Consider the following 23,882-nt stretch of genomic DNA (forward strand, 5'->3'; position numbering starts at 1 on the left):
ATGAGCAGAGAATTTCCATTAAGAGAGGAACGAATCGGTTTCTATATCTGTCATTGCGGTATCAATATCGCATTCAAGGTCAGATGCGCTGAAGTAGCCGAGTATATCGGAACATTGCCCGGCGTCGCCGTCTCGCGCGATTACCTGTTCATGTGCTCTGATCCCGGGCAGGAGATTATCGAGAAAGACATCAGGGAGCTCGACCTGACGCGCGTGGTGGTCGCTTCCTGCTCCCCCCGCATGCACGAGCATACCTTCAGGGCGGCATGCGCGCGAGCCGGCCTCAACCCCTTCCGGGCATTTCATCATGTCTGCGTCCGGGAGCATGTATCCTGGGTCACTCTCGACGAAGACCAGGCCACCGAGAAAGCAAAACTGCTCGCTCGCGCCGGCATCAGGCGCGTGCGATATCAATCCGACCTCTTTCCCAAAACCTTCCCCGTCAATCCCAACACGCTCGTGGTCGGCGGCGGAATCACCGGAATGCAAGCGTCGCTTGACGTCGCAAAGGCAGGTTACAAGGTGTATCTCGTCGAGCGGCAGGCCACTATCGGCGGCCACATGCTCCAATACGACAAGACCTTCCCGACCATGGACTGCGCCGCCTGCATCGGTACGCCCAAGATGGTCGCCGTCGGCCAGAATCCGAACATCGAAATTCTCTCCCTGAGCGAGGTCGAAGAGATCAGCGGTTTCGTCGGCAACTTCAAGGTCAAAGTGAGAAAGCACGCCCGCTACGTGAAAGCTGACAAGTGCACAGGCTGCGCCGAATGCACCAAGTATTGTCCCATCATCGTGCCGAATGAATGGGATGTGAACACGAAGCAGCGCAACGCCGTGTACCGGCCGTTCCCGCAAGCGGTCCCCATCACGTTCGCCATCGATAAAAAGGACAGGGGCCCCTGCGTCCAGACGTGTCCCGCCGGCACCAATGTGCAAGGCTACGTCACGATGATCCGAGAGGGCAAATACAAGGAAGCCCTCAAGATAATCATGGAAAACCTCCCGCTCCCGGGCGTGCTCGGCAGAGTCTGTCCGGCCCCATGCGAAAAAGAGTGCAGGAGAGGCGAAGTCGATGAGCCGGTTTCAATCCGGAACCTGAAGCGCTTCGCCGCCGACCAGGCGGATTGGGAAACGCTCGAACTGCCCGAAATCGATATGAAGCCGCCTGAGGAAAAGGTGGCGATCGTGGGATCGGGCCCGGCAGGCCTTGCCTGCGCGTATTTCCTCGCCCGAAAAGGATATCATCCGACCGTCTTCGAGGCCTTGCCGGAGGTCGGCGGCATGCTGCGGGCCGGCATCCCCGATTACCGCCTGCCGCCCGAGGTGCTCAATCGCGAAGTGAATTATATCCGCCGCCTGGGAGTCGAGATCAAGACCAACGCTCCCATCGGCGGAGAAACAACAATCGAGAGCCTCCTCGCCAATGGCTTCAAGGCAGTGTTCTTGTCGACCGGCGCCCACAACGAATTCAAACTCGGTGTCGAGGGCGAAGACGCCGCAGGCGTGCTGAAAGGAATCTCGTTCCTGCGCGACGTGAATTTCTGCGCGAATGGAGAGGTGGGCAAGAAGGCCGTCGTTATCGGCGGCGGCGCGGTCGCCATGGACGTGGCCCGCGTCGCTCGGCGCAAGGGCGCCTCGGAAGTGCACGTCTATTGCCTTGAGAAGCGACACGAAATGCCCGCGTGGGTCGAGGAGATCGAAGCCGCCGAGGCCGAAGGAATCGAGATTCATAATGCATGGGGCGTCAAACGGATATTGACGAACGACGCGAAAGTCAAGGGCATCGAGTTCAAGCGATGTACCGCGGTATTTGACGAAAACAAGAGATTCAGTCCGCAGTACGATGATTCTGAAACCATAACCGAAAACTGCAATACGGTTCTGGTTGCAATCGGCCAGAGACCTGATCTGTCCTGCCTCAACGGCTCGAAGGATGTCCAGCTTACCCGAAGAGGCCTTATTGCCGCCGATCCGGTCACCTTGCAGACCAGCAAGCCCGGCGTTTTTGCGGGCGGCGAAATGTATTCCGGGCCCTCGCTTGTGGTGCAGGCGGTGGCGACCGGCAAGGAGGCCGCCATTTCCATCGAGCGCTACTTGAAGAGCGAAGACCTTGTTCTCGACAGGCCCGAGCGTCCAAAGGGCGAGAACTGGGCCCCCATCCCTGAAGACGTCCAGAAGGCCGCTCGTGCGAAAATGCCCGAACTCGCGCCCGCTGACAGAGTGAACGGCTTCGTCGAAGTCGAGACGGGCTTCACCGAGGAGCAAGCCAGAGCCGAAGCCGCCCGCTGTCTCTCGTGCGGCGTGTGCTGCGAGTGCAAGCAGTGCGTGCCCGCTTGCGAGGCGAAGGCAATCGACCACGATGCCAAGGACGAAATCGTCACGCTCGACGTGGGCTCAATTATCCTGGCCACCGGCTTCGACATCATGGACCCGACGCCGATGCAGGAGTACGGCTACGGCAAATACCGCAATGTTCTGACAAGCTTGGAATTCGAGCGCCTCTCCAACGCCACGGGTCCCACCTCCGGCAAAATCCTTCTCCGGGACCCGAACGACAGGTGGAACCACACCCGGCCCCCCAAGAGCGTCGCATTCCTGCACTGCGTCGGCAGCCGCGACAAAAACTATCACGACTATTGCTCGCGAACCTGCTGTATGTACGCGCTGAAAATGGCGCACCTGGTTAAGGACAAGTGCGGCCATGACACGCAGGTGTTCAATTTCTACATCGATATGCGGTGCTTCGGAAAAGGACAGGAGGAGTTTTACCGCCGCATCCAGGATGAGGGCGTGAGGATGGTCCGGGGCAAGGCCGTCGAGGTGACCGATAAGGCGGAGGACCCGAGCGAAGAAGGAATGCTCATCGTACGGGCGGAAGACTCGCTGATCGGCAAAATGCTGAGGGTGCCGGTCGAGATGGTGGTTCTGTGCACGGCCATGGAACCGCGGCCGGACGCCCTGGAGGTGGCCAGAATCTTCGGCCTATCACTCAGCGCCGACGGCTTCTTCATGGAAGAACATCCGAAGCTCGAGCCGGTCTCGACCCCAACCTCCGGCGTCTTCCTCGCCGGCGCTTGCCAGGGTCCGAAGGACATAACTGATTCAGTCGCGCAGGCAAAAGCGGCCGCCAGCGAAGCGCAGGCGCTTTCCACCCTGGGGAAAGTGATCGTCCCGCCGATGATAAGCCATATCGACGAAGACATCTGCATCGGCTGTCAAGTCTGCATCGGGTTGTGCCCGTACTCTGCGATCGAATTCGACGAATTCAAAAAGGTTAGCGTGGTGAATGAGGCTGTTTGTAAAGGATGCGGGAGCTGCGCCGCCTACTGCCCGAGCGGCGCCGCCGACATACGCCATTTCACCCAAAAACAGATTTTCGGTGAAATCGAGGGAATCCTCGTAGGAGCCAAGGAGACACGCGATGAGTAAGGAGTTCGAACCCACAATTGTTGCTTTCCTCTGCAACTGGTGCACGTTCACCGCTGCGGACCTCGCCGGCACGTCGCGCCTCAGTTATCCCGAGAACGTCAAGATAATCCGCATGATGTGCAGCGGCATGGTCGATCCGCTCTATGTTCTCAAAGCCTTCATGGAGGGGGCGGACGGCGTTTTCATCGGAGGATGCTGGCCCGGCGACTGCCATTATATCAACGGCAACCTGAAGGCGCGCCGGCGAGTGGCGTTGCTTACGGAAATTCTGAAGCAGTTCGGAATCGAGGAGGACAGGTTCTGGCTGCGCTGGGTTGCCGCCAGCGACGGCGTCATGTTCCAGGAGTTCTCCAAACAGATGACTGAAAAGCTCCGACAAATGGGGCCGAGCCCGCTCAGTGTCAATCAAACAATCGCGTGAGGATTCGCTGAGGAGAATTGAGATGACGGAATACAGCAAACTGGTTGCTCAAGATGGTTCGATAAACAAATCGCTGGCCTCTTTTTTCAGGACCATGCTCGAGAAGAATGTCGTGGACGCCGTCCTCGTGCCGGCCCACCAGAATCCAAAGGGAGTCATGCAGACGCTGATTACCGCCCCGGAAGCGCTCGATGCCGTTGACCCCTTCGCGCCTGTAGCGCCGACGAATTCGGCAAGACTCGTGACCCGGCTCACGAACGTCCCCTCCGGGAGGCCGGTGGCGGTGGTGATGCGGTCGTGCGAGATACGGGCGCTCCTCGAACTGGTCAAACTCAAGCAGGCGAACGTCGACGACCTCCTTTTGATCGGAATTGACTGTCTCGGCAGATACGAAAATGCCGATTACTTGAAATACGAACAAGGCGGCGCCACGACCGAGGACTTCCTCAAAGCCGCTTGCGGAGACAAAGGAACCAAAAGCGCCGACGGGTTCGACGTTGCCGTCGCCTGCCGGATCTGCGAATATCCGGCGGCAGACAATGCGGATGTCCGCCTCTGCGTCATTGGCGCCTCTCCGGGCGAGGTCTTTGTCGAGTGGGCCACGGAGAAAGGGCTGAATGCACGCAAGGCGATGGGACTCGAAGCGGAAGCAGGCCCGGCCGGCCGCGACGCGGCGGTGCAACAGATCAAGAAAACGAGAACCGCGCAACGAGACAAGGTGTTCTCCGATATGTATGAGCACGTCGGGAGCATGGAGAAGCTGCGGGATCATCTGGCTGGTTGCATAAATTGCTATAACTGCCGCGCGGCCTGCCCCGTCTGTTATTGCAAAGAATGCGTCTTCGTCACCGATACCTTCCGCCACCCCGGCGACCAATACCTCTCATGGGGCGATAAGCGCGGCTTCATGAAGATGCCAACCGAGACAGTGCTGTTCCACCTGACTCGCATGACTCACATGAGCGCGCTGTGCGTGGGCTGCGGCCAGTGCTCGAGCGCGTGCCCGAATGATATCCATGTGACCGAGCTTTTCAGGTCGGTCGCCAACAGGACTCAGGCCAGATTCGACTACCATCCGGGCAGATCGCTCGATGAGCCTCAGCCGCTGGCGGTGTTCTATGCGGAAGAGCTTACGGAAGTAACCGGACAAGTTAAGTAGGAGAAACCAATGACTGAGGAAAACGCTGTCGGAACAGTGCTCGTCGTGGGCGCCGGCATCGCCGGAATCAAATCCGCCCTCGAATTGGCCGAGACGGGTTATAAAGTTATCCTTACCGACAATTCGCCTTCTGTCGGCGGCATCCTGCAAAAGCTCGACCATCAGTTCCCAACCGACCACTGCGGAATGTGCAGGATGCTGCCGCTGGTCGGACGCGAACACGCGTCGCAGCACTGCATGCGCAAAAGCCTGTTCCATGACAACATCGAGATTCTTCCGTTCACCGAGATCACATCCGTTAAAGGAGACGCAGGCGCCTACACAGTGGAGCTGCTCAGACGGGCGCGGCATGTCAATACCGATATCTGCAACGGACTCGGCAAGTGCATCGACGTGTGCCCGGTGGAAGCGCCCGACGAATTCAATCAGGGCCTTACCCGGCGCAAAGCCATCTACAAGCCTGTCCCTCATAATGTCCCCCAAATGCTGCTCATAGATATGCAAGCCTGCACCAGGTGCGGCGAGTGCGTGAAGGCGTGTCCGGTGAACGCGATCGACCTGGAGGCGCAGGACGAAGCGAGCCTGGTCGAGGTGAATGCAATAATACTCGCGGCCGGCGCGACTCTCTATGATCCCGCCACAGATGATGACGCGAAAGCATATGCGGTCTCGCCCGACGTCGTCAGCTCGTTGGCCTTCGAGCGCATCTTGAGCGGATCGGGCCTCTACGACGGGACGATCCGCCGCCCGTCGGATGGCAAGCCCGCCAAACGCATTGCCTGGATTCAATGCGTCGGCTCCCGCAACCGCAGGAAGGGCCGAGATTATTGCTCGTCCATTTGCTGCATGTTCGCGCTCAAAGAGGCGGTGCTCGCCCATGAAAAGGGAGGGCCGGACACCGAGACAACCATCTTTTACATGGATATGCGCACCTTCGGGAAGGAGTTTTATCAGTACCGCGAGCGGGCCGAACGCGAATACGGCGTGCGCCTTGTTCGCTGCCGCGTTCAGAGCGTGTTGCGGGAGGCCGACGGCTCGCTGCTGGTCCGATACCTCGATCAGAAAACCGGAGAATTTGTCGAAGACTCCTATGACATGGTGGTGCTTTCGACCGGTCAGGCGCCTTTCGAAGACCATCGCAGGCTCGCCGAATTGCTCGGCTTGGATCGCGCGCCCTCGGGACTGCTCCCCCTGCTCGACTTCGAGAAAGTGAAGCTGGTGAAGCCGGGAATCTTTATCTGCGGCTCGCTGATGGGGCTCACCGACATCAGCGAGGCCATCACCAGCGGGATCGCAGCGGCAGGTGAAACATCGAAAATGCTTCTTGCCTCCGGGATCAAAAGGCTGGAAGACGAGCCGGCTCCGGAACGGCCGGTGGACAAACAGGCTCCGCTTGTATCGGTCGTTCTGTGCAGTTGTAAAGGAGTCAAGGCGCCCGAAGGGCTCGACCTCGAGCCGCTGATCTCGACCATCAAGAAATATCCCGGAGTGGGTGAAGCTCATCTCGTGGAGGCGCTGTGCCGGGAAGAGGGAGAGCAGGAGCTTAAGGAAATCCTCGAGCAGACAAAATGCAACCGGCTCATCATCGGAGCCTGCCTCCCGTACGTGTACCGGCAGCGGTTCAGGAAGCTGGCTCAAACCGCAGGTTTCAATCCGGCCCTGGTGGAGATATTTGATCTGTTGAGCGCGGCGAGACATGGCCTGCCGGAGACAAACGGGACCGATTGGGTGCAGTTGGCTTTAGAGGAAATGAGCGCGCTGCTCGAAAAACTTAAGCTGGCGCAGGCGCTTCACTCTCATGCTCTGCCCATCCATCAGACGGCGCTCGTGGTCGGCGGCGGCGTCGCAGGTATGCGAGCCGCCCTCTCCCTTGCCGATCGAGGGATCAAAACACACCTGGTGGAAAAATCCGACCGGCTCGGCGGGCATGCGGCCAATGGATTGCATTACACGATTGACGGATTAGACCCCGCCGGCCTGGTCTCCGAACTGAACCGGAAAATCGAGGAGCAGCGGAACCTGACAGTCCATTTGAACAGCGAGATTATTGGCTCCAAGGGTGCGCTCGGACGCTTCACTACCGAAATCCGCAGCAGCGACAGCAACCAAAAACTCGAGCACGGCGCGGTGATCATAGCCACCGGCGGTCATGAAGCCAAAACCACTGAATACGCCTACGGCCAGAGCGAGCGCGTTGTGACCCAGGTTGAACTGGAGGAGCGACTGACAGCCGGGGAACTCGATGCGGCAACTCTGGAGAACGTGGTGATGATTCAATGCGTCGGCTCGCGGGAGAAAGGCGCGCGCGAGTACTGCAGCCGCATCTGCTGCGCGGCCGCATTGAAGAACGCATTCAAGATCCTTGAGAAGAATCCTGCGGCCCGCATCTACATCCTCAATCGGGACATGATGACCTACGGCTTCCTCGAGAAATACTATACCAGGGCGCGAGGCGAAGGGATCATGTTCATCAATTATGAACTCGATCAGAAGCCGCAGGTGGAGATCGTTGACGACAAGCCGCTCGTGAAATTCACCGATCCGGTCCTCCAGATGCCGCTCGAGGTGACCGCCGATCTGCTGGCGCTCGCCACCGGCATACAGCCCCCTTCATCCAACGAACAGCTTGCCCAAAGCTTCGGCTTGCCGCTCACGTCGGAAGGCTTCTTTCAGGAGGCCGATTCGAAATGGCGGCCGGTCGAATTCAAGAAGCTGGGCGTCTTTCTCGCGGGCACGGCGCACAGCCCGCTGCCACTGAACGAATCGCTCATGCAGGCTGAGGCCGCGGCGCAGAAAGCCTACGCCCATATCTCCCGACGCACGATTCAAACGGCACGAGCCGTATCCAAAGTGCACGACGCCATCTGCGCCCGCTGCCAAATATGCGTGGAAATCTGCCCGTACAATGCGCGCGCGTTTGATCCTGAACAGAACTGCATCGTCGTCGACTCGGCAGCATGCCAGGCCTGCGGCCTGTGCGCGGTCGCTTGCCCGAACAAAGCCGCGGAAGTGCAGGGCTGGAGCGAGAAACAGACGCTGGCGATAATCGACGCGAAGCTGAGAAGCACCGGCCATTCGCGGCGGCGGGCCGGCAAGGAGGTAACAACGTGACTGATCTTGCGACAGCGAATAAGGACCTGTGGCGGGACGTCTTCGACAGCGAAGACCTGCGCTATTGCTTCAATTGCAGCACCTGCATCTCCGGCTGTCCCGCATCCAATGCGAACCCGCCGCTTCTGATCAGGAGCCTTGTTCGCATGGTAATCCTCGGGCTGGAAGACGAATTGCTCGAGCAGGACACGCCGTGGACCTGTGTCACCTGTTCGCGGTGCGAGGAGTTCTGTCCCATGGATGTGAAACCGTTTGAGCTGTGCCTCGCGGTGCGCCGGTGGCAAAGCCGCAACGACGAGACGCGCATCCCGCCGTCGATCGTCGAGATTTACAGCCGGGGCTACACGCAGGCGGTGGAACGAAACACTGAACAGAGAAAATCACTCGGTTTGCCCGAAAAACTGCCGGTAATCACCGAATATCCGGAACTGCTGGAAAAGTTCCGGCAAATGCTCATGCAAACCAAGGTGATCAGCGATAACGCCTATATGTTCGAAGGGGTGTGAAATGGAATTCGGACTCTTTCTCGGATGTAATACCCCCGCAATCAGGCCGGACGTCGAGCGCGCAATCCGGCTCACCATGCCGAAGCTCGGAGTCGATCTGATAGACCTCGAGGGCTACGTCTGCTGCCCGGCTTTCGGCACGTTTCCCTCAGCCGATGAAGACTCCCACCTGGCGGTCAGCGGTTGGAATCTCTCGCTCGCCGAGCAGAAGGGGCTCGATCTGCTGGTCGAATGCGGCTCGTGCTACAGCTCATTGCGGATGGGGAGGGAACACATCCTCCATGATGAAAAGAAAAGGGCGCGCGTGAACGAACTGCTGCAGCCGGTGGGGAGGACGGTCGAGGGCAAAACGAAGGTGCGCCATATCAGCGACGTTCTCTACAACGACGTAGGCCTGGAGAAGATCGCCGCCAGCATCGACAAGAAACTCGAAGGATTGCACGCCGTCGTGCAATACCCCTGCCACACTCTGTTTCCCAGCGAACACGTGGGTTTTGACAGCCCGCCGGCGCGGCCCCATATCATGCGTGACCTCGTCGAGGCGCTGGGAGCGAAAGTCGACGCCTTCAGCCGCGAGTACCAATGCTGCGGCGGCGCTGGCGGCTTCCATGGAACTTCTTCCGCTGAAGCGCGCGCTTTTGCGCAAAGCAAATTCGACGCCATTAAAAAAGAGACGCAGGCGGATTTTATTGTCGTCTCCTGCATTACCTGCCTCATGTTCCTCGATAATGTTCAAAAAGAGTTGAATGAAGGCAACGGTAAATACAATCTTCCCGTTTTTGATTACAACCAGATACTGGCGCTCTGCATGGGCTTCGATCCGAAACAGGTGGCTCCCATCTGCAGCGTTCCAAGAGACACAATCATTAGCAGGCTCTGAAGCCTGCTTGAGATTCATGGGAAACGTGATTTTATGGTTGAAAGAGATTTTACGCAGTGGCTTCACGCCGAGCTTTTTGATCGGGTCCCGAGCAACGTCGCGATAATTAATCGAAAGTATCACATCATCGATGCCAACCAAAACTTCTCCGCCGAGTTCGGTGAGTGGAACGGCAAGTTCTGCTATGAGGTTTTCAGGGGACGCAAGACTCCGTGCCTCTCCTGCAAGGCGGACTTGACGTTCGCCGACGGCAAGGGGCGCGTGAGCGAAGAGCGGCGCCTGAACCGCAACGGCAAATATTCCTACTATGTCGTATATTTTGAGCCGATCAAGAACAGCGCGGGCGACATCCTGTACGTGATCGAGATGTCCTCCGATATCACCGAGACGCGCCTGCTCCAGAGAGAGCACGACATCATCTTTGACCGCGTCCCCTGTTATGTGGCCGTCATCGACAACGACATGACAATCTCCCGCAACAACGAGCTGTTCCGCAAGACCTTCGGCGAATCCATCGGGAGAAAATGCTATGATATCTATCAGCACCGATCCGAGCCGTGCGAGGATTGCCCCGCCATGCAAACATTCACCGACGGTCAGACGCACGTCGCCAGCAAAACGGGTTTGGATAAAACCGGCCAGCCGGTTTATTATCACGTGACCACTGCTCCTCTCTCGCGGGAAGGTCGTGAGCCTTCGCACGTGATCGAAATGGCCCTGGACATCACCGAGGTAAAGCAACTGGAACGGGAAGTGCTCGAGGCCGAGCGGCTCGCGGCGGTCGGAGAGACAGTGGCCGGCCTGGCGCATGGCATAAAAAACGTGCTCCAGGGCCTCGAGGGCGGCGTCTACGTGCTGAAGACCGCCATGGAAACCGATGACAAGGACCTCACAGGGCAAGGCTGGGACATGCTGGAGGAAAATGTCGACCGCATCAGCGCCTACGTGAAAGACTTCCTGAATTTCGCCAAAGGACACGCGCCGCACGTGGAGCGGGTCGATCCGGTGCAGGTGGCAAAAGCGGTTTATGACCTCTACAAGGATGTGGCCGACCGGAGCGGCGTAAAGCTGCTGTTCGACCCTCAGGAAGGCATCGATCCCGCCAACCTCGACCACGAAGGTATTCACGTGTGCCTCTCGAACCTGATCTCCAACGCCGTCGACGCCTGTGAAATGAGCGACAATCCGCATTGCGAGGTTCGGCTCTCGGTGTTCGAGCGAAACGGCAGTCTGATCTATGAGGTCGCCGACGACGGCTGCGGAATGGACTACGAAGTCAAAAAAAAGGTGTTTACGACCTTCTTTTCCACCAAAGGAACCGCCAGGGGAACGGGTCTGGGATTGCTCGTCACCCGCAGGATCACCCAGCAGCACGGGGGGAAGGTCGTCTTCGAATCAATCGAGGGTGAAGGCTCCATTTTCCGACTGAAGTTCCCGCGAAATCGGCTGCCCGAATTGTCCCAGCCGCAGCCGGACAACGGGGAAGCCGCTGATCAATGAAAAGGAGGGTATGCCGGTGACGCAACCTTCGGAAAAAACCGTTCTCGTGGTTGATGATGAAAAAAACGTGAGGCTCTTTCTGAAGACCGTTCTCGAGAAGGCCGGTTTCAGAGTCGAGACCGCCGCCGACGGTCTCGAGGCGCTGGAAAAGGTGAAGGCGAATCCTCCGGATGTGATTTCGCTTGACCTCGTGATGCCAAAGAAATCGGGAGCCACATTTCTGCTCGAAATCCGCAAAGACAAGGAACTGCAGAACATCCCGGTAGTCTTGGTCACCGCCCACGCAAAGGATGCCTTAGGCAAGGAAGATTTTGATACGATCATGTCCGGCGAAACGATCCGAAGCCCGGAGTCGTACCTGACAAAACCGGTCAAGGCCGAAACCTATCTCAACAGCATAAAGCGCGCGCTCGACACCAAACACATCAAGACGCTGGTGACCGCCGGAGTCACCGGGTCAACATCAAAGAATATCAAAGATGAAATCAAAGAACTGCTCGATGAAGCGGATCCGGCCAAACTGCAAGAGGCGCTTCGCATCCTGAAGGAAAGAAAACAAGGCGAAGAAAAGTAACGGCTTCCTCATCGCGCCGGCCTCATGTGCTCCGCCCGGCAAAAGCAACACGACCATCGCTTCCCCCGATTCAGCTAACGCGCCCCCCATGGCGCAAGCGCTCGAACCACTCTTAAGATGGGGGCATACTCTCTGCGGTTTCGCCGTTATTGGCCAGAATGCCGTACTTCGACATTTTCCTCCAGAGCGTAACGCGATGCATGCCGAGCTCGCGGGCTGACCTGCTGCAGTTGCCTCCGTTCCGAATCAGCGCCTCTCGAATGATTGCTTCTTCTGAACTGTTCCCATTGAACGAGCCATTATGGCCGTTCTCGACGTTTTGCACCGCCTCCAGTATCCTCTGAGGGAGGTGCTCTGCCTCTATCACATTCCCCTCGCAAATCACAAACGCGTGCTCGATGGCGTTCTCCAGTTCCCGCACGTTTCCCGGGAAATCGTGCTTTCTCAGAAGATTCAATGCTCCATCGGATACCCGGCGGATGTCCTTCTTGCGCTTCCCCCGAAATTTCCTGATGAAGTGCTCAATGAGAATCGGCAAATCCTCCAGCCGCTCCCGGAGCGGAGGAACCACGATACTGATGACGTTAATACGATAATACAGATCCTCCCGAAACGCGCCCTGCTCGACCATGTGCTTGATATCCTGATTTGTGGACGTGATTATCCGGGCGTCCGCCTGCAGCATGCGCGTCGATCCCAGGGGTTGGTATTCCCCGTTATTCAACACCCTCAGCAGCTTCACCTGCAGCGAAAGCGGCATATCTCCGATCTCATCCAGAAGCAGCGTGCCGCCTTGAGCCAAATAAAACATTCCCGGCTTGTCCCGCTTCGCATCGGTGAAAGCTCCCCGCGCATACCCGAACAGCTCCGATTCCAGCAACGTCTCCGGCAGCGCGGCGCAGTTGATGCGGATGTACGCGTTATGTTTGCGCGGACTCATGTTATGAAGCGCCTGCGCCAACAGCTCCTTCCCCGACCCGCTGGGGCCCTGGATCACCACGTTGCATTCCGACTCGGCAATGTTGGGCAACAGCTTGAAGATGTGTTGCATCTTCTCATTGCAACTGACGATGTTCTCCAACCCCCGCAGCTTGCTGATCCTGTTCTGCAGGTTCTCGATTTCCGAAAGATCGCGAAAAAATTCCACCGCGCCGACACAACGATCGGAACCGTCCCGCAACAGCGTCGTGCTGACACTGACCGGAAGCTTGCGACCATCCCGCCTGATGATGGTCACGCGTACGTTGCTCGCGGACTTCCCGTTCTCCAGCGTGCTCCGCAACGCGCAGCCTCTCTGACACAGGTCCGTCCTGAATATGTCAAAACAGTACTTCCCAATGACCTCCTCCCGCGTGAATCCCGATATCCTTTCCGCCGACCGGTTCAGCGATGTGATTCGGCACTCCTTGTCCGTCGTGAATACGCCCTCATCGATGCTGTCAAAGATAATCTGCGAAATGCCCTTCTGTTCACGGTCTTCTATTGTTGTCATTGCTCCTCACCAAAAATATCTCTCCTTGCCTCTTTCAGAAAGATAACTGCATCGATCGTGCCATGTTGGACCAACAATGGACAGCCTCCTCTAACTCATTCGTAATCAATACGATACGGATGACAACAGCACAGCTCAGTAACAAGTCCGCAACCCGCAAATAGTAGAAATGCAATAGTCGGTGTAACACGGCTGTTGCATCCCTGCAGCATTCTGCTCCAGCGGAAGGCATTGCTTCCCTCCGACCTGCCCGACGGAAACCTTGTTTCGCGGTCGACTTTCAGCGGGAAATCAGAGAGGACGAGAAACGGCAACTGGAGGGTTTGCATCCTGCAGAAAAGCACGCAACGGCTGAATATTCGACCACCAGCCTACGCGCCGAGCTTGAGGAGATATCTCAACACGAACAGGAACGCAAAAGTATAGACGAACGCATTTACTTCCCTGCCGCGCCCGCTCATCAGCTTCAGCAGGGCATAGGCGATGAAGCCGAAGGCGATTCCGTCGGTAATGCTGAAAGTCAGCGGCATGACGATCAGCGTCAGGAACGCGGGCAGCGACTCGGTGTAGTCCTCCCATTTGATCGATCTCACGCTGGTCATCATCATGCTGCCGACGATAATCAGCGGGGGAGCTATGACCGGGTAAAGGGGAATGCCTCCATACTCGACCGCGCCTCCAACCATCCGGGTCAGCGGATAAAAGAAAAGGGCGAGCAGGAAGAGGCCCGCCGTCACCATGTTGGCCAGCCCGGTGCGCGCCCCCGCCGTGACTCCCGCAGCGCTCTCGATATAGCTGGTGACAGTCGACGTGCCGAGCAGCGTTCCGCTGACCGTTCCGATTGCGTCCGACAACAGCGCCTGCCCCGCCCGCGGCAGTTTCCCATTGACCAGGAAACCGGCCCGTTCGCTGATACCGATAAGGGTGCCGACCGTGTCGAACAGATCGAGGAAGAAGAACACGAAAATGATCGCCAGCAGATTCGACAGCCCTTGATCCCTGAATAATCCAAGGATATCCAGCTTCAAAAAGGTCGGCGCAATCGATGGCGGACGTCCGATGATCCCCTGAAATTCTATCAGGTGAAAAATCCATCCGAGCAGGGTGGTCACGAGGATTCCAATCAGAATGGCGCCGCGCACACGAAGCGCAAGAAGACCCGAGATAACCAGAATCCCGAACAGCGACAACAGGACTGGCGGGCTATGCAGATCGCCCAGCCCCACCAGTGTCCCTTCCCGCGCCACGACCAGGCCCGACCACTCCATCCCCACCATCGCGATCAGGAGCCCGATTCCGACAGCTATCGCGCTCTTGAGCGACTGCGGAATCGCCTCCATGATCCGGACGCGGAACTTGACAGTGGATAAGATGATGAACAACGTGCCCGAAATGCAATTCGCGGCGAGCGCTTGCTGCCAGGTGTAACCCATGAATTGGCATACGGTGAAGACAAAGAAGAAGTTGTGACCCATTGCCGGCGCGAGCGCGACGGGATAGCCGGCCAGCACCCCCATCAGAAAGGTGGCCAATGCGCTCGAGAGACAGGTCGCGGCGAGGACGGCTCCGTGGTCCATCCCGCAGATGCTCAGCACCGTCGGTTGAACGAACACGATATAGGACATCGTCATGAAGGTGGTGGCGCCGCCCACAACTTCCGTCCGAATGTCGGCGCCTCTGAGCTGGAGGTTGAACATGAGGAGTCTCCTCTGTTCATAAAAGGGAGAGCGTCACATCAGCGAGCGTAACGGGCGTTGAGGGTTTACTGTTCTCGCTGAACGTAGAATTTCTCTTTCAGCCTGCGCTCGACCACCTCGGGAACGAACGCGCTGATATCTCCGCCGAACTCTATCAGTTCTTTCACCAGGCTCGAGCTGATGAACGAATAGTTTTCATGTGTCATCAAGAAAATCGTCTCAAAGTTGTCATTCAATTTCCGATTCGTCAAGGCCATCTGGAATTCGAATTCAAAATCGGAAAATGCGCGCAGGCCCCGCACGACGCAGCACGCACCACATCTGCGCACGTAATCGACGAGCAGGCCGTCAAACGAATCGACGCGCACCGTCGGATATTCCATGGTCAACTCGCGGATCATCTTCAGCCTTTCCTGAATCGAGAACAAGCCGGCTTTGCGAATATTATGGGCAACGGCGACAATAAGTTCGTCGAACAGACCCACGGCGCGCTCGATAAGATCGATATGGCCGTAGGTGATAGGGTCAAAACTGCCAGGATAGATAGCCGTTCGCTTCATGCCAAATCTCCTAAATCCCTTCTTGCCGCATATTTTGCCGCGTCATAAACCGCCTTCAGAGGTATGTTCCGATTCCGGGCAAGCGCCTTGCAATCTTCGAATTCCGGCGACACCGAAAGCGTCCGTTCCTGTCCCGTTCCGATCTTCACCCTCACCTTCCCCCATTCGGTCTCCACCTCGATCACCCGCCGGTGCAGTTTCAGCCGCGCCTCACGATGATAGCGGATGCCGAAGGTTGTGGATTCGGAAAAAATGATCTCGGCCATCGCAGCGGTTCGGGACGGCTCGCACAATATGGTGAGCAGCGTACCCGGTCGCGTCTTTTTCGACTGCGTCCCGGAAAGATAAACCTCGAGGGCTCCGTTCTCGAACAGCCGCTCCATGAGGTATTCGAAATTTTCAGGATTCATGTCGTCTATGGTGGTGTTCATGACCACAATGTCATCCGCGGCGTACGCATCCGCCGGCTCGGCAATGAGAGCGCGCAACAGGTTCGGCCAATCCGGGAAATCATTCTTGCCGGCGCCATAACCCTGTGCGAGCACCGTCTGCGGAGGAATCGGGCCGAAGCCGGACGCCAGCGATCGCAAAAGGACCGCCCCCGTCGGCGTCGCCAACTCCGCCTGTGGTCCTCTGGAATAGATAGGTATTCCCTCGAGCAGTTTCATTGTCGCCGGAGCGGGAACCGGCAGAACGCCGTGCCTGCACTCCACGAAACCGCCGCCGACGTTCACCGGCGAGGCCTGTACCTCCTGGATCCCCAATTTGTCCAGGGCAATCAGAGTGCCGACCACGTCCACAATAGCGTCTATGGCGCCGACTTCATGAAAATGGATTTTATCCGGAGTAGTGGCATGAAGCGCCGCTTCCGTTTCGGCCAGGAACGAGAAAATCCGCTTTGCCTTCTCCACAATCGGCTCGGCAAGCGAGCTGCGATCGAGAAGGCTCTGAATCTGGTGGAGTCCGCGCTCGCCCGGCCGTTCTTCGTCCACGTGAACGAAGAAGTTGGTAGCGCTTAGATGTCGCCGCATCGTCTTCTCGGCATGCAGATGATATCCTTCAAGCGGCACGAGCCGAAGGCCTTCGCGCAGGGCATCGAGTTCCAGACCGGCATCGATCAACGAGCCGAGAATCATGTCTCCGCTGACGCCGGAAAAACAGTCAAGGTACAGGCAGCGGCGCACGTGTTACATTCTCCGTGAGGTCACACGACCCCTATTTTTGCCGGGCGATAAGGCTGGCGAAGTAACCGGCGCCAAACCCGTTGTCGATGTTCACCACCGCAACGCCGGGCGAACAGGTATTCAGCATTCCCAGGAGCGCGGCCAGCCCATCAAAACTCGCGCCGTACCCAACGCTCGTGGGAACGGCGACTACAGGGCATTCTACCAGACCGCCCACCACGCTTGCAAGCGCGCCCTCCATTCCGGCCGCCACCACCAACGCGTCCGCCTTCGCTATCTCTTTCCTGCGGTCGAAAAGCCGGTGGATGCCGGCCACGCCCACGTCGAAGATGCGCCTGACGCGGCAGCCCATCATCTCAGAGGTCAAGGCAGCCTCCTCGGCGACCGGAATGTCCGAGGTGCCCGCCGTTATGACCGTGACTGCCCCCTTTTTCCGCTTGATCGGATGCAGAATGATGGTCATCACGCGCGCGTCCTGATGGTAAACCGCCGTGGGGTGCACCTGGCGGACCGCCTCATAGATTTCGCGCGAAACCCGTGTCGCCAGCACGTTTCCATCGCGTTCGATCATCTTCCCCGTGATCGCCACCACCTGCTCCTTGGTTTTCCTTTCGCACAAGATGACTTCCGGAAAGCCCCTTCTCAAATGGCGGTGATGGTCGAGCTTGGCGAAACCGAGGTCCTCATACGGGAGCGACTTCAACGCGGAAACCGCCTCTTCAACGCTCACCTCGCCGCGTGACACTGCGGCAATAAGAGAGCGCAGTTTATCTGGATGCATGTATGGCCCTCTCCGTCAGATTTTCTTTTTGCTGGCTCTTTTGACGGCGGCGCCGAAGATCGGCTCCTTTTTGTACTTCTTCGACATACCGATCATCAGCAGGATATCCCGCCCCAGAACCTCATCTATTATAGCGCGAAGATATCCGAATGTGGAAGAGGGCAGTTTGGTGACGCTGTCGCAGTCGTCGATGAGGATCACATGCGACTTGATCAGCCGGTTCAGCAGGCCGTTCCAGTCGAACGCCTGCTTTTTCGAGAGAACCGTCACAAGCCGCTCGATCGAGAGGGAGGAAACCGGCCCGGTGAATACGCCTTGCAGCCGGTGGGCCAACGCATTGAAGAAGTGGTTGCGGCGCTGGCGGTCGTCTTCCATGACCAGCAAAGGAAACTTGTTGCGCCAGCGCTTGTTGGGGTTCTTGAAAATCTCCTCGAATTCCTCGAACAGCTCTTTCCCCTGGAAATTGGCGCTTGTCAACGCGGTATTCGCCTGCAGGAACTCCTCGAAGAAATCTTTTTTCACCTCCGGGGCGGCCGGCTCCGGCGAAGGCGCCGTCTCCGCCGCACGCGTCTCAGCTTCCTGTTTTTCCTGCTGTCCGGCGAACGGAATCCGGGCAACATGAACGAAAGCCTCAATCGCTTCCTTCTGCTCTTCTTGCACTTGAGCATCAACCTCCAGTTTTGCCAACAGTCCAGCCTCAATAAAATGCAGCATGCTTTCCTCGATACTCTGCATCTTTATCGGAGGCACTTCCGAAGCAATGACTATCTGGGTCCCGCTCTTCAGCATCGCGGAGAGCAATCCGTATAGAGATGCCTGTATCTCCCGGGGAACATCGGAAATCTCGAAATCGTCTAGAATGAGCAGCCGCAGGCTCCTCGGCCATTTCTCCAGATTCTCGCGCTCCCTTTTCATGCGCTCGATAAGCGAGCCGAGCGAAATTACCACGGCGCTCAATTTCGGGTTCTGTTTGGTGGCCAGTAATCCGAGCGCGTGCATGATATGCGTCTTTCCCGCGCCGGACTGCCCGTATATGCAAAGCGGGTTATACAGCGTTCCGGGACTCTTGGCTATTTTCTCCGCCATCGTTATCGTGAAACTGTTCGCCTCGCTGCCCCTGAATCCCGCAAAATCATGCAACCATTCCACCGGCTCGAACTGCACGTCGCCGGCCGGTTCTTCCGGCTCAGCCTGCGCGTCGCTCGCATCGGCAGCCGGCTCTTCCGCCGATGCCGGAGGAGGCGAAACGTCGGCCTCCTGCTCCGCCGCCGTCGGGAGTTTGGCGCTGTCAGGCTGAGACGCCTGTTCATGCTCGAGCGTGGTGAGACGCCCGCGCAGGACATCGTTTTCCTTTCGCTGCCGGAGTAGGAGCTCTTCATACTCCTGCCGCACCTTCGCGAGTTGGGCGTCGGCGGTTTGAGCATGCTCTTCCAGAGATCTGGCGGCTTCCTTTTGCGCGGCGGACAGGCGCTCTATTTCCTTATCCTTCGAAGCGACTATCTCCCGGGCCGACTCCCGACCGCGTTGTTCCGCCGCTTGCAGCATATCGTCTTTTTTAGCGGTAATCCGCTCCAGTTCCTGAATGCGGGCAAGAGCGCCTGCATCCTCTTGCTCGACTTGCGCCCGCAGCTTCGTCAGTTCTTCTTGCAACGCCTTGATCTGATCGTCGCGAGACTTGAGCGCCTGCTCTGTCTTTTTCTTCTCCGACTGCAGCTTGCTTCCGCTCTTCTCGGCCTTGACCATTTCGGCTCTCAGTTTGTCGTAGTCGACTTGAAGCTCCGAATAATCGTGGCGTACCGCCGCCAGCGCGCGCTCCTTGGCCGTCAATTCTTTCTCCAGCGCTGAAAAATGGCCCTGCGCCTCCGCCCCTTGAGCGGTGCTTTGCGAAAAACTCTCCCGCAACGCCTCAAGCGCCTTTTGCGACTCGGCCACGCGCAGGTCTTTCTCCTCGATCAGGGTCGCCAGCCGCGCCGCATCCTGCTCGGCCAGCTCCCGCAGTTCGACCTGTCTTTCCAGGTCCTGCTGCGCCTCGTTCATCTTCTTCTTTAACTTCTGCACCTGTTCGGATAGCGACTTCATCTCGAGCTCGGCGGCGCTACTTGCGTCGGAATGCGCCTTCTCGCGCGCGGTCGATTCCAGCCGCTGGCGCTCGAGTCGTTCGGTCAATGCAGCCTTTTCCTGCTCGAATCGCGACAGTAACTCGCCTTCGCGCGCCTGCGCCTCTCTCAGTTGAACGCGAGCCTCCTGCAGACGCTCTCCGGCCGCCTGGACCGCAGCTTCCGCCTCGTGCGTAACCTCCTCCACCCGTGCGGCAACTTCCTGTTCTTTGGCGGCGAGCGAAGCCTTTTCGTTTTCAGCGGCGGCGAGTTCAGCCCGCAGCGCCGCCAGCGCCTCCTCGCTCGATTGTATCCGCCGCTCATAGTCGCCGAGCCGACTTTCGAATTCCCGAACCTGTTCGTTCCGCTGAGTCAACTGCGTCTCGAGCTCGCTCGCGCGCTCCCTGGCTTCCTGTATCTGCTTATCGAACAGATCCCGCGCGGCCGCGGACGAATCTTCCGCCTGCTGCCTCTCTTCCTTTACGGCCGCCAGCTCGTGCGCGAGTTCCGAGACTCGCCGCTCGAACTCATCGCCGCGCTCGTTTGCCGCCACAATATCTTCGAACGTTTTCTGCAGCTCATCGTTCCGGCGTTTCAGCTCGTCTTTCAGCTTCAGGATATGCTCGGCCTCGCCCTTTTCCTTCGCATCCAAAAGCTGATCGCGCTGGCGCACGCGGTCCTCGAGATCAGAAACGTGGGTCTTTAATCGCTTAATGATGCCGGCCGATTCCTGAACTTCGCGCTGTGAGGCGGCGATTTTTTCCGCGAGATCCTTCTCATGCAAGGCGAGCTCGTCGCGTTGTCGCTCGAGGCGTTCCTCCCAACTCTTCTGCGCTTCCTCAAATTGTCTTCCTATTTCCTCCGCGCGCGCTTCGGCCTCTTCCGCTTCCGCTTTTGCCTGGTTCAGAATCTCTTCGTTCCTTTGCAGCTTGGCGGTGGCTTCCTCGAGCGATTTCGAGAGGTTCTGCTCAGAAGCCTCTTTCTCTTTCAGGACAGCCTTCAACTGTTCGATCTCGTCGTTCAGCTCGGCCGCCAGCATCTTCCGTTGCTCGCGTGTCTCCTTCAGGACCGCTTCCTGCTTCTTGCGTTCCAACTCCGCCGCATGCAACTCGTCATCCAGCTTCTTCACCTGCTCATGAAACGCTCGAATACGCTCTGCATCCTCTCGTTCCTTGAGCAGGAGAGCCTGCTCGCGTTCCGACACATGATTCTGCAGCTTCAGGTTTTCGGAAGCCAATTCCTCAAGTTTCTTGCTTTTTTCGCCGATCTCCCGTTCATGCTGCTCCACCATCGATTTCGAGGAAGCGAGTTCCGCAGTGATTTCCGAGAGGTCCTGTTTCATCTTCTCGCGTTCGGAGCGCACTCGCTCGAGCTCCTCGCGCGCGCGCTGATGGTTCTGAGAGACTTCTTTCAGGCGCTCCTCGATCTCAGCACTAGCGGATTCCGCCGCACTCGCGCGCTTCGACAGCGTGGCGTTTTTTTGTTCCCGCGATTGGGAAAGTGCGCGTTCGGCCTCGAGCGCCTGCGAGAGAGCGTTGATCTCCTCCTGCAACTGCTGCTCCCGAGCGGCCGCCTCCGAGAGCTTGGCGGAACTCTCCTCCGTCCTCTGCGCCCGAATGTGTTCAAGGTTGTCCTCGAGTTCCTTGATGCGAGCGTTTAATTGCTCCGCCGCCTTCTTGAGCAGCTCGTTCTCTTCGCGCGTCTCTGCATAGCTATCCTCGAGGTCCAACTTCTCTCTTTGCTCCTTCGAGCTGCGCTTTTCACGCTCCTCTCGAAGCAGCACAAGTTTTTCGTCTTTGTCCTCGAGCTGGATTTTCAGGGCGAGCAGATCATCTTCTTTTTCTTTCTGCAGTTGCTCGATTCGGGCTTGCAGGGCCTGCAATTTCTGCTCCGCCTGCTTCTGGTGGTCTGCGTGGAGGGCAAGATCGCTGAAATTCTTTTTCAGCAGTTGCTCCAGCTCCGAAATTCGTGCTTCTTTTTCCGACAGAGCCGCGTCGCGATCCCTCAGGGCCTCCTCGGCGCGCTCTTCCCGCTCTTTCAGCTCCTTCGACAACTGGGCGATTTCGCTCGAGATAACCTTGCCCTGTGATTTCAGCAGATTATTTTTCTCGTCAAGCTCTCCCTTGATCTTCTTTAATCTCAAGGTGAGCGAAGCATTGTCAGCGGCAGTCGCCTTCTCACGAGCCGCAAGTTCTTCAATCTGGCGCTGCATCTGCTGAACGATTTCATCATGCGAGCTCAATTTCTGCTCGTACTCGCGCAAGGTGACCTGGAGACCGTCCTCGTGTTTCTTCGCCTGGCGCTGCATCCACGTGCTGAGAATCTCCTCCGTCGTGGCAGTATCCTTCTGCTCGCCCGCCTGCTCGCGAATGGCGGATAGAAATTCCGCCACCTTCTCCTTCGTGAGGGGCTGGCGATTGAGCGTGGAGAAGGTCTTGAGGTGGCCGGGCAACCGTTTCAGGTAAGCCGAATTCTTCCCGGCCTCCTTCATCAGCATCTGCATAACATCGAGATCAAGCTCCAGGTCCAGACGAGCACACTCGCTCTTCAAAATCTTGAGGCGCGTTTCCGGAAGCGGCGGCACGAGGTGCGCGTCGATTCCGCCGCGGAGCCTGCTGAGAAACCGCTTGTCGAACCCGCGCAGGTCCTTGATCGGAACCGAAGACGCCAGCAGAATCTGCTTTCCGCTGTCTACAAAGGAATTGAAGAGGGAAGAAAACTTGTCTTTGGCGGCGGGAACATCCAGAATCCGCTCGAAATCATCGACAATCAGAAAGTCCTTTCGAACGAGTTCACGGGCCAACGCTTCATCGGAAGACGCACCGTTTCCGAATACCTGCTCGACCGTGTCTTCTTCAGATACAAAAAGCAGGGATATCTCGGGATGCGCCCGGGACAATTCGGTGCTTACCGCGGTAAGCAGATGCGTTTTTCCGGAACCCGCCTCGCCGTGGATCAGCAGAGGCGAGTATCCTTTTTCGAGATTGACGACCGCTTTACACAGAGCGACGGCAAATTTGTTGGAATCGTCGACCTCGAATGAATCAAGCATAACTTCAGGCACTGGTTCCTCCGACCGTAATCCCTCGTATCCGAAGCGTCGGCTGTGCGTCGGAAACCGGGGCCCCCTGCCCGTCTTTTCCGCACGTTCCGAGGCCAAAACCGAGATCGTTGGCCACCATGTCTATTCCCGATAAAACCTTGAGCGAGTTTCCGATCAAAGACGCACCCCGAACCGGTTCCTTGATTTCCCCATTGCGGATCAGGTAGCCCTCGCTTACCTCAAACATGAAATCCCCGCTCACCGTGTTCACCTGTCCGCCGCCCATCCGCCGCACGAACAGACCTTTGTCGGTCGCTGATATGACATCCTCCGGGCGCGCACCGCCGGGAACAATCAAGGTGTTCGTCATGCGGGGGATCGGCCGGTGGCGGTACGACTCGCGACGTCCGTTGCCCGTGGAGGCACGGCCCTCCTTGCGCGCGCCAATGACGTCGTACAGGTAGCTCTTCAAAACTCCATTCTCCACGAGCACCGTGCGCTCGGCCGGCGTCCCCTCGTCGTCCACCTTGAACGTGCCCCGCCTCCGCGGGATCGTGGCATCGTCGTGCACCGAAACCGATTCCGAAGCGATCCGCTGTCCGATCTTGCCCGCAAACACCGAGAGACCCTTCTGCACCAGGTCGGCCTCAAGACCGTGCCCGACCGCCTCGTGGATCATCGTTCCGCCGGCTTCGGCGCCGACAACAACGGGCATGATACCCGTCGGCGCCGGCGATGCGTCCAGCATTCGCAGCGCCTGCTCGGCCGCTGTTCGCGCCACCTTCGCGGGGGTCGTATCTTCAAACATCTCGAATCCCATTGTCCCGCCGACCGGCTCGTAGCCCGTCTGAATAAGGTCTCCTCGCTTTGCGACCGAATGCACAAGAAAGATGATGTGGTCGCGCTCATCGGTCACGAGCAGACCGCTGGAGTTCGCGATGATGACGCGCTGCCGCGAGTCACCATACCGAACGAGTACCTGCACAACCTCTTTGCCGGCGCTCCATGCGGTTTCGTTCGCTTCCAGCACCTTCGAGACTTTTTCACTCGCAGGAACCGCCGACGGATACTTTATCCTCTTCTTCTCGAAGCTCACCTTGACGGCTTCGGGAAAGGTGTATTTTTGAACCGGCGCACGGATGCCTTTGCTCACCCGCTCGGCCAGATCCCGCAAGGCCGCCGCCGTCAACTGGTTGGTGGAAGCATATGCGGTCATATCTCCCACAACCACACGCAGACCGGCGCCACGATCGGTTCCGCTGATTACGCGCTCTATCTTGTTCGCTTCACAACCGATCGAAACGGAAAACCGTTCCTCAATGAAAAGCTCTGCAAAATCTCCGCCATTTTTCAGCGCTAACTGCAAAATCTTTGGAATTTCCCGAACTATTTTCATATGCGGTTACTCCTTTTTGGGATGGTAATGGTCAATTATAGAAACGCTTC

The 23,882-nt window shown here is 57.8% G+C and carries 15 protein-coding genes; 8 read left to right on the forward strand and 7 right to left on the reverse strand.

Annotation, left to right across the window (positions count from 1 at the left end; all coding sequences use genetic code 11):
• From C4520_21990 to C4520_22025, 8 genes are read left to right on the forward strand one after another with little or no spacing between them, the layout of a single operon-like run.
• Complete coding sequence (locus C4520_21990) at window positions 1-3,432, forward strand: 4Fe-4S dicluster domain-containing protein (protein RJP14026.1); 3,432 nt, start codon at window positions 1-3, stop codon at window positions 3,430-3,432.
• Entirely contained in the window at window positions 3,425-3,853 is a 429-nt protein-coding gene (locus C4520_21995) for a hydrogenase iron-sulfur subunit (GenBank protein RJP14027.1), read from the forward strand. The genes C4520_21990 and C4520_21995 overlap by 8 nt, the downstream gene beginning before the upstream one ends.
• A 22-nt stretch (window positions 3,854-3,875) precedes the next feature.
• Window positions 3,876-5,012, forward strand: a complete 1,137-nt coding sequence (locus tag C4520_22000) for a formate dehydrogenase (protein ID RJP14028.1) — start codon at window positions 3,876-3,878, stop codon at window positions 5,010-5,012.
• A gap of 9 nt (window positions 5,013-5,021) precedes the next feature.
• Complete coding sequence (locus C4520_22005) at window positions 5,022-8,123, forward strand: CoB--CoM heterodisulfide reductase iron-sulfur subunit A family protein (protein ID RJP14029.1); 3,102 nt, start codon at window positions 5,022-5,024, stop codon at window positions 8,121-8,123.
• Window positions 7,970-8,629: a hypothetical protein gene (locus C4520_22010; protein RJP14046.1), complete on the forward strand. Its 660-nt coding sequence runs from the start codon at window positions 7,970-7,972 to the stop codon at window positions 8,627-8,629. The genes C4520_22005 and C4520_22010 overlap by 154 nt, the downstream gene beginning before the upstream one ends.
• 1 nt (window position 8,630) lies before the next feature.
• Window positions 8,631-9,509 (forward strand): heterodisulfide reductase, encoded by an 879-nt coding sequence (locus C4520_22015; GenBank protein RJP14030.1) that lies wholly within the window; start codon window positions 8,631-8,633, stop codon window positions 9,507-9,509.
• A 33-nt stretch (window positions 9,510-9,542) separates the two neighbouring features.
• On the forward strand, window positions 9,543-11,009 hold the full coding sequence (locus C4520_22020; GenBank protein RJP14031.1) for a PAS domain-containing protein: 1,467 nt from the start codon (window positions 9,543-9,545) through the stop codon (window positions 11,007-11,009).
• Window positions 11,010-11,019: 10 nt separating this feature from the next.
• Window positions 11,020-11,583: a response regulator gene (locus tag C4520_22025; GenBank protein RJP14032.1), complete on the forward strand. Its 564-nt coding sequence runs from the start codon at window positions 11,020-11,022 to the stop codon at window positions 11,581-11,583.
• Window positions 11,584-11,695: 112 nt separating this feature from the next.
• On the opposite strand, the gene C4520_22030 is transcribed toward C4520_22025, so the two are convergent.
• From C4520_22030 to C4520_22060, 7 genes are all read right to left on the reverse strand, one after another.
• Window positions 11,696-13,075, reverse strand: coding sequence for a PAS domain-containing protein (locus tag C4520_22030; protein RJP14033.1), 1,380 nt, complete (start codon window positions 13,073-13,075; stop codon window positions 11,696-11,698).
• 371 nt (window positions 13,076-13,446) lie between these two features.
• Window positions 13,447-14,772 carry an NCS2 family permease gene (locus C4520_22035; GenBank protein ID RJP14034.1) on the reverse strand — a complete coding sequence of 442 codons (1,326 nt, stop codon included), beginning with the start codon at window positions 14,770-14,772 and terminating at the stop codon, window positions 13,447-13,449.
• Window positions 14,773-14,837: 65 nt separating this feature from the next.
• Window positions 14,838-15,332, reverse strand: coding sequence for a pantetheine-phosphate adenylyltransferase (locus tag C4520_22040; protein RJP14035.1), 495 nt, complete (start codon window positions 15,330-15,332; stop codon window positions 14,838-14,840).
• Window positions 15,329-16,516, reverse strand: coding sequence for a nickel pincer cofactor biosynthesis protein LarC (gene larC / locus C4520_22045; GenBank protein ID RJP14036.1), 1,188 nt, complete (start codon window positions 16,514-16,516; stop codon window positions 15,329-15,331). Before larC ends, C4520_22040 begins: the two co-directional genes overlap by 4 nt.
• 31 nt (window positions 16,517-16,547) lie before the next feature.
• Window positions 16,548-17,297, reverse strand: a complete 750-nt coding sequence (gene larB / locus C4520_22050) for a nickel pincer cofactor biosynthesis protein LarB (protein RJP14037.1) — start codon at window positions 17,295-17,297, stop codon at window positions 16,548-16,550.
• Between the two features lie 15 nt (window positions 17,298-17,312).
• Window positions 17,313-22,445 (reverse strand): hypothetical protein, encoded by a 5,133-nt coding sequence (locus C4520_22055; GenBank protein RJP14038.1) that lies wholly within the window; start codon window positions 22,443-22,445, stop codon window positions 17,313-17,315.
• A 4-nt stretch (window positions 22,446-22,449) separates the two neighbouring features.
• The gene (locus C4520_22060; protein RJP14039.1) at window positions 22,450-23,832 is read right to left on the reverse strand and encodes a TldD/PmbA family protein; all 1,383 of its coding nucleotides are present in this window, start codon (window positions 23,830-23,832) and stop codon (window positions 22,450-22,452) included.
• Between the last annotated feature and the right edge of the window lie 50 nt (window positions 23,833-23,882).

The organism is Candidatus Abyssobacteria bacterium SURF_5, from assembly GCA_003598085.1.
Lineage (GTDB): Bacteria > Abyssobacteria > SURF-5 > SURF-5 > SURF-5 > SURF-5.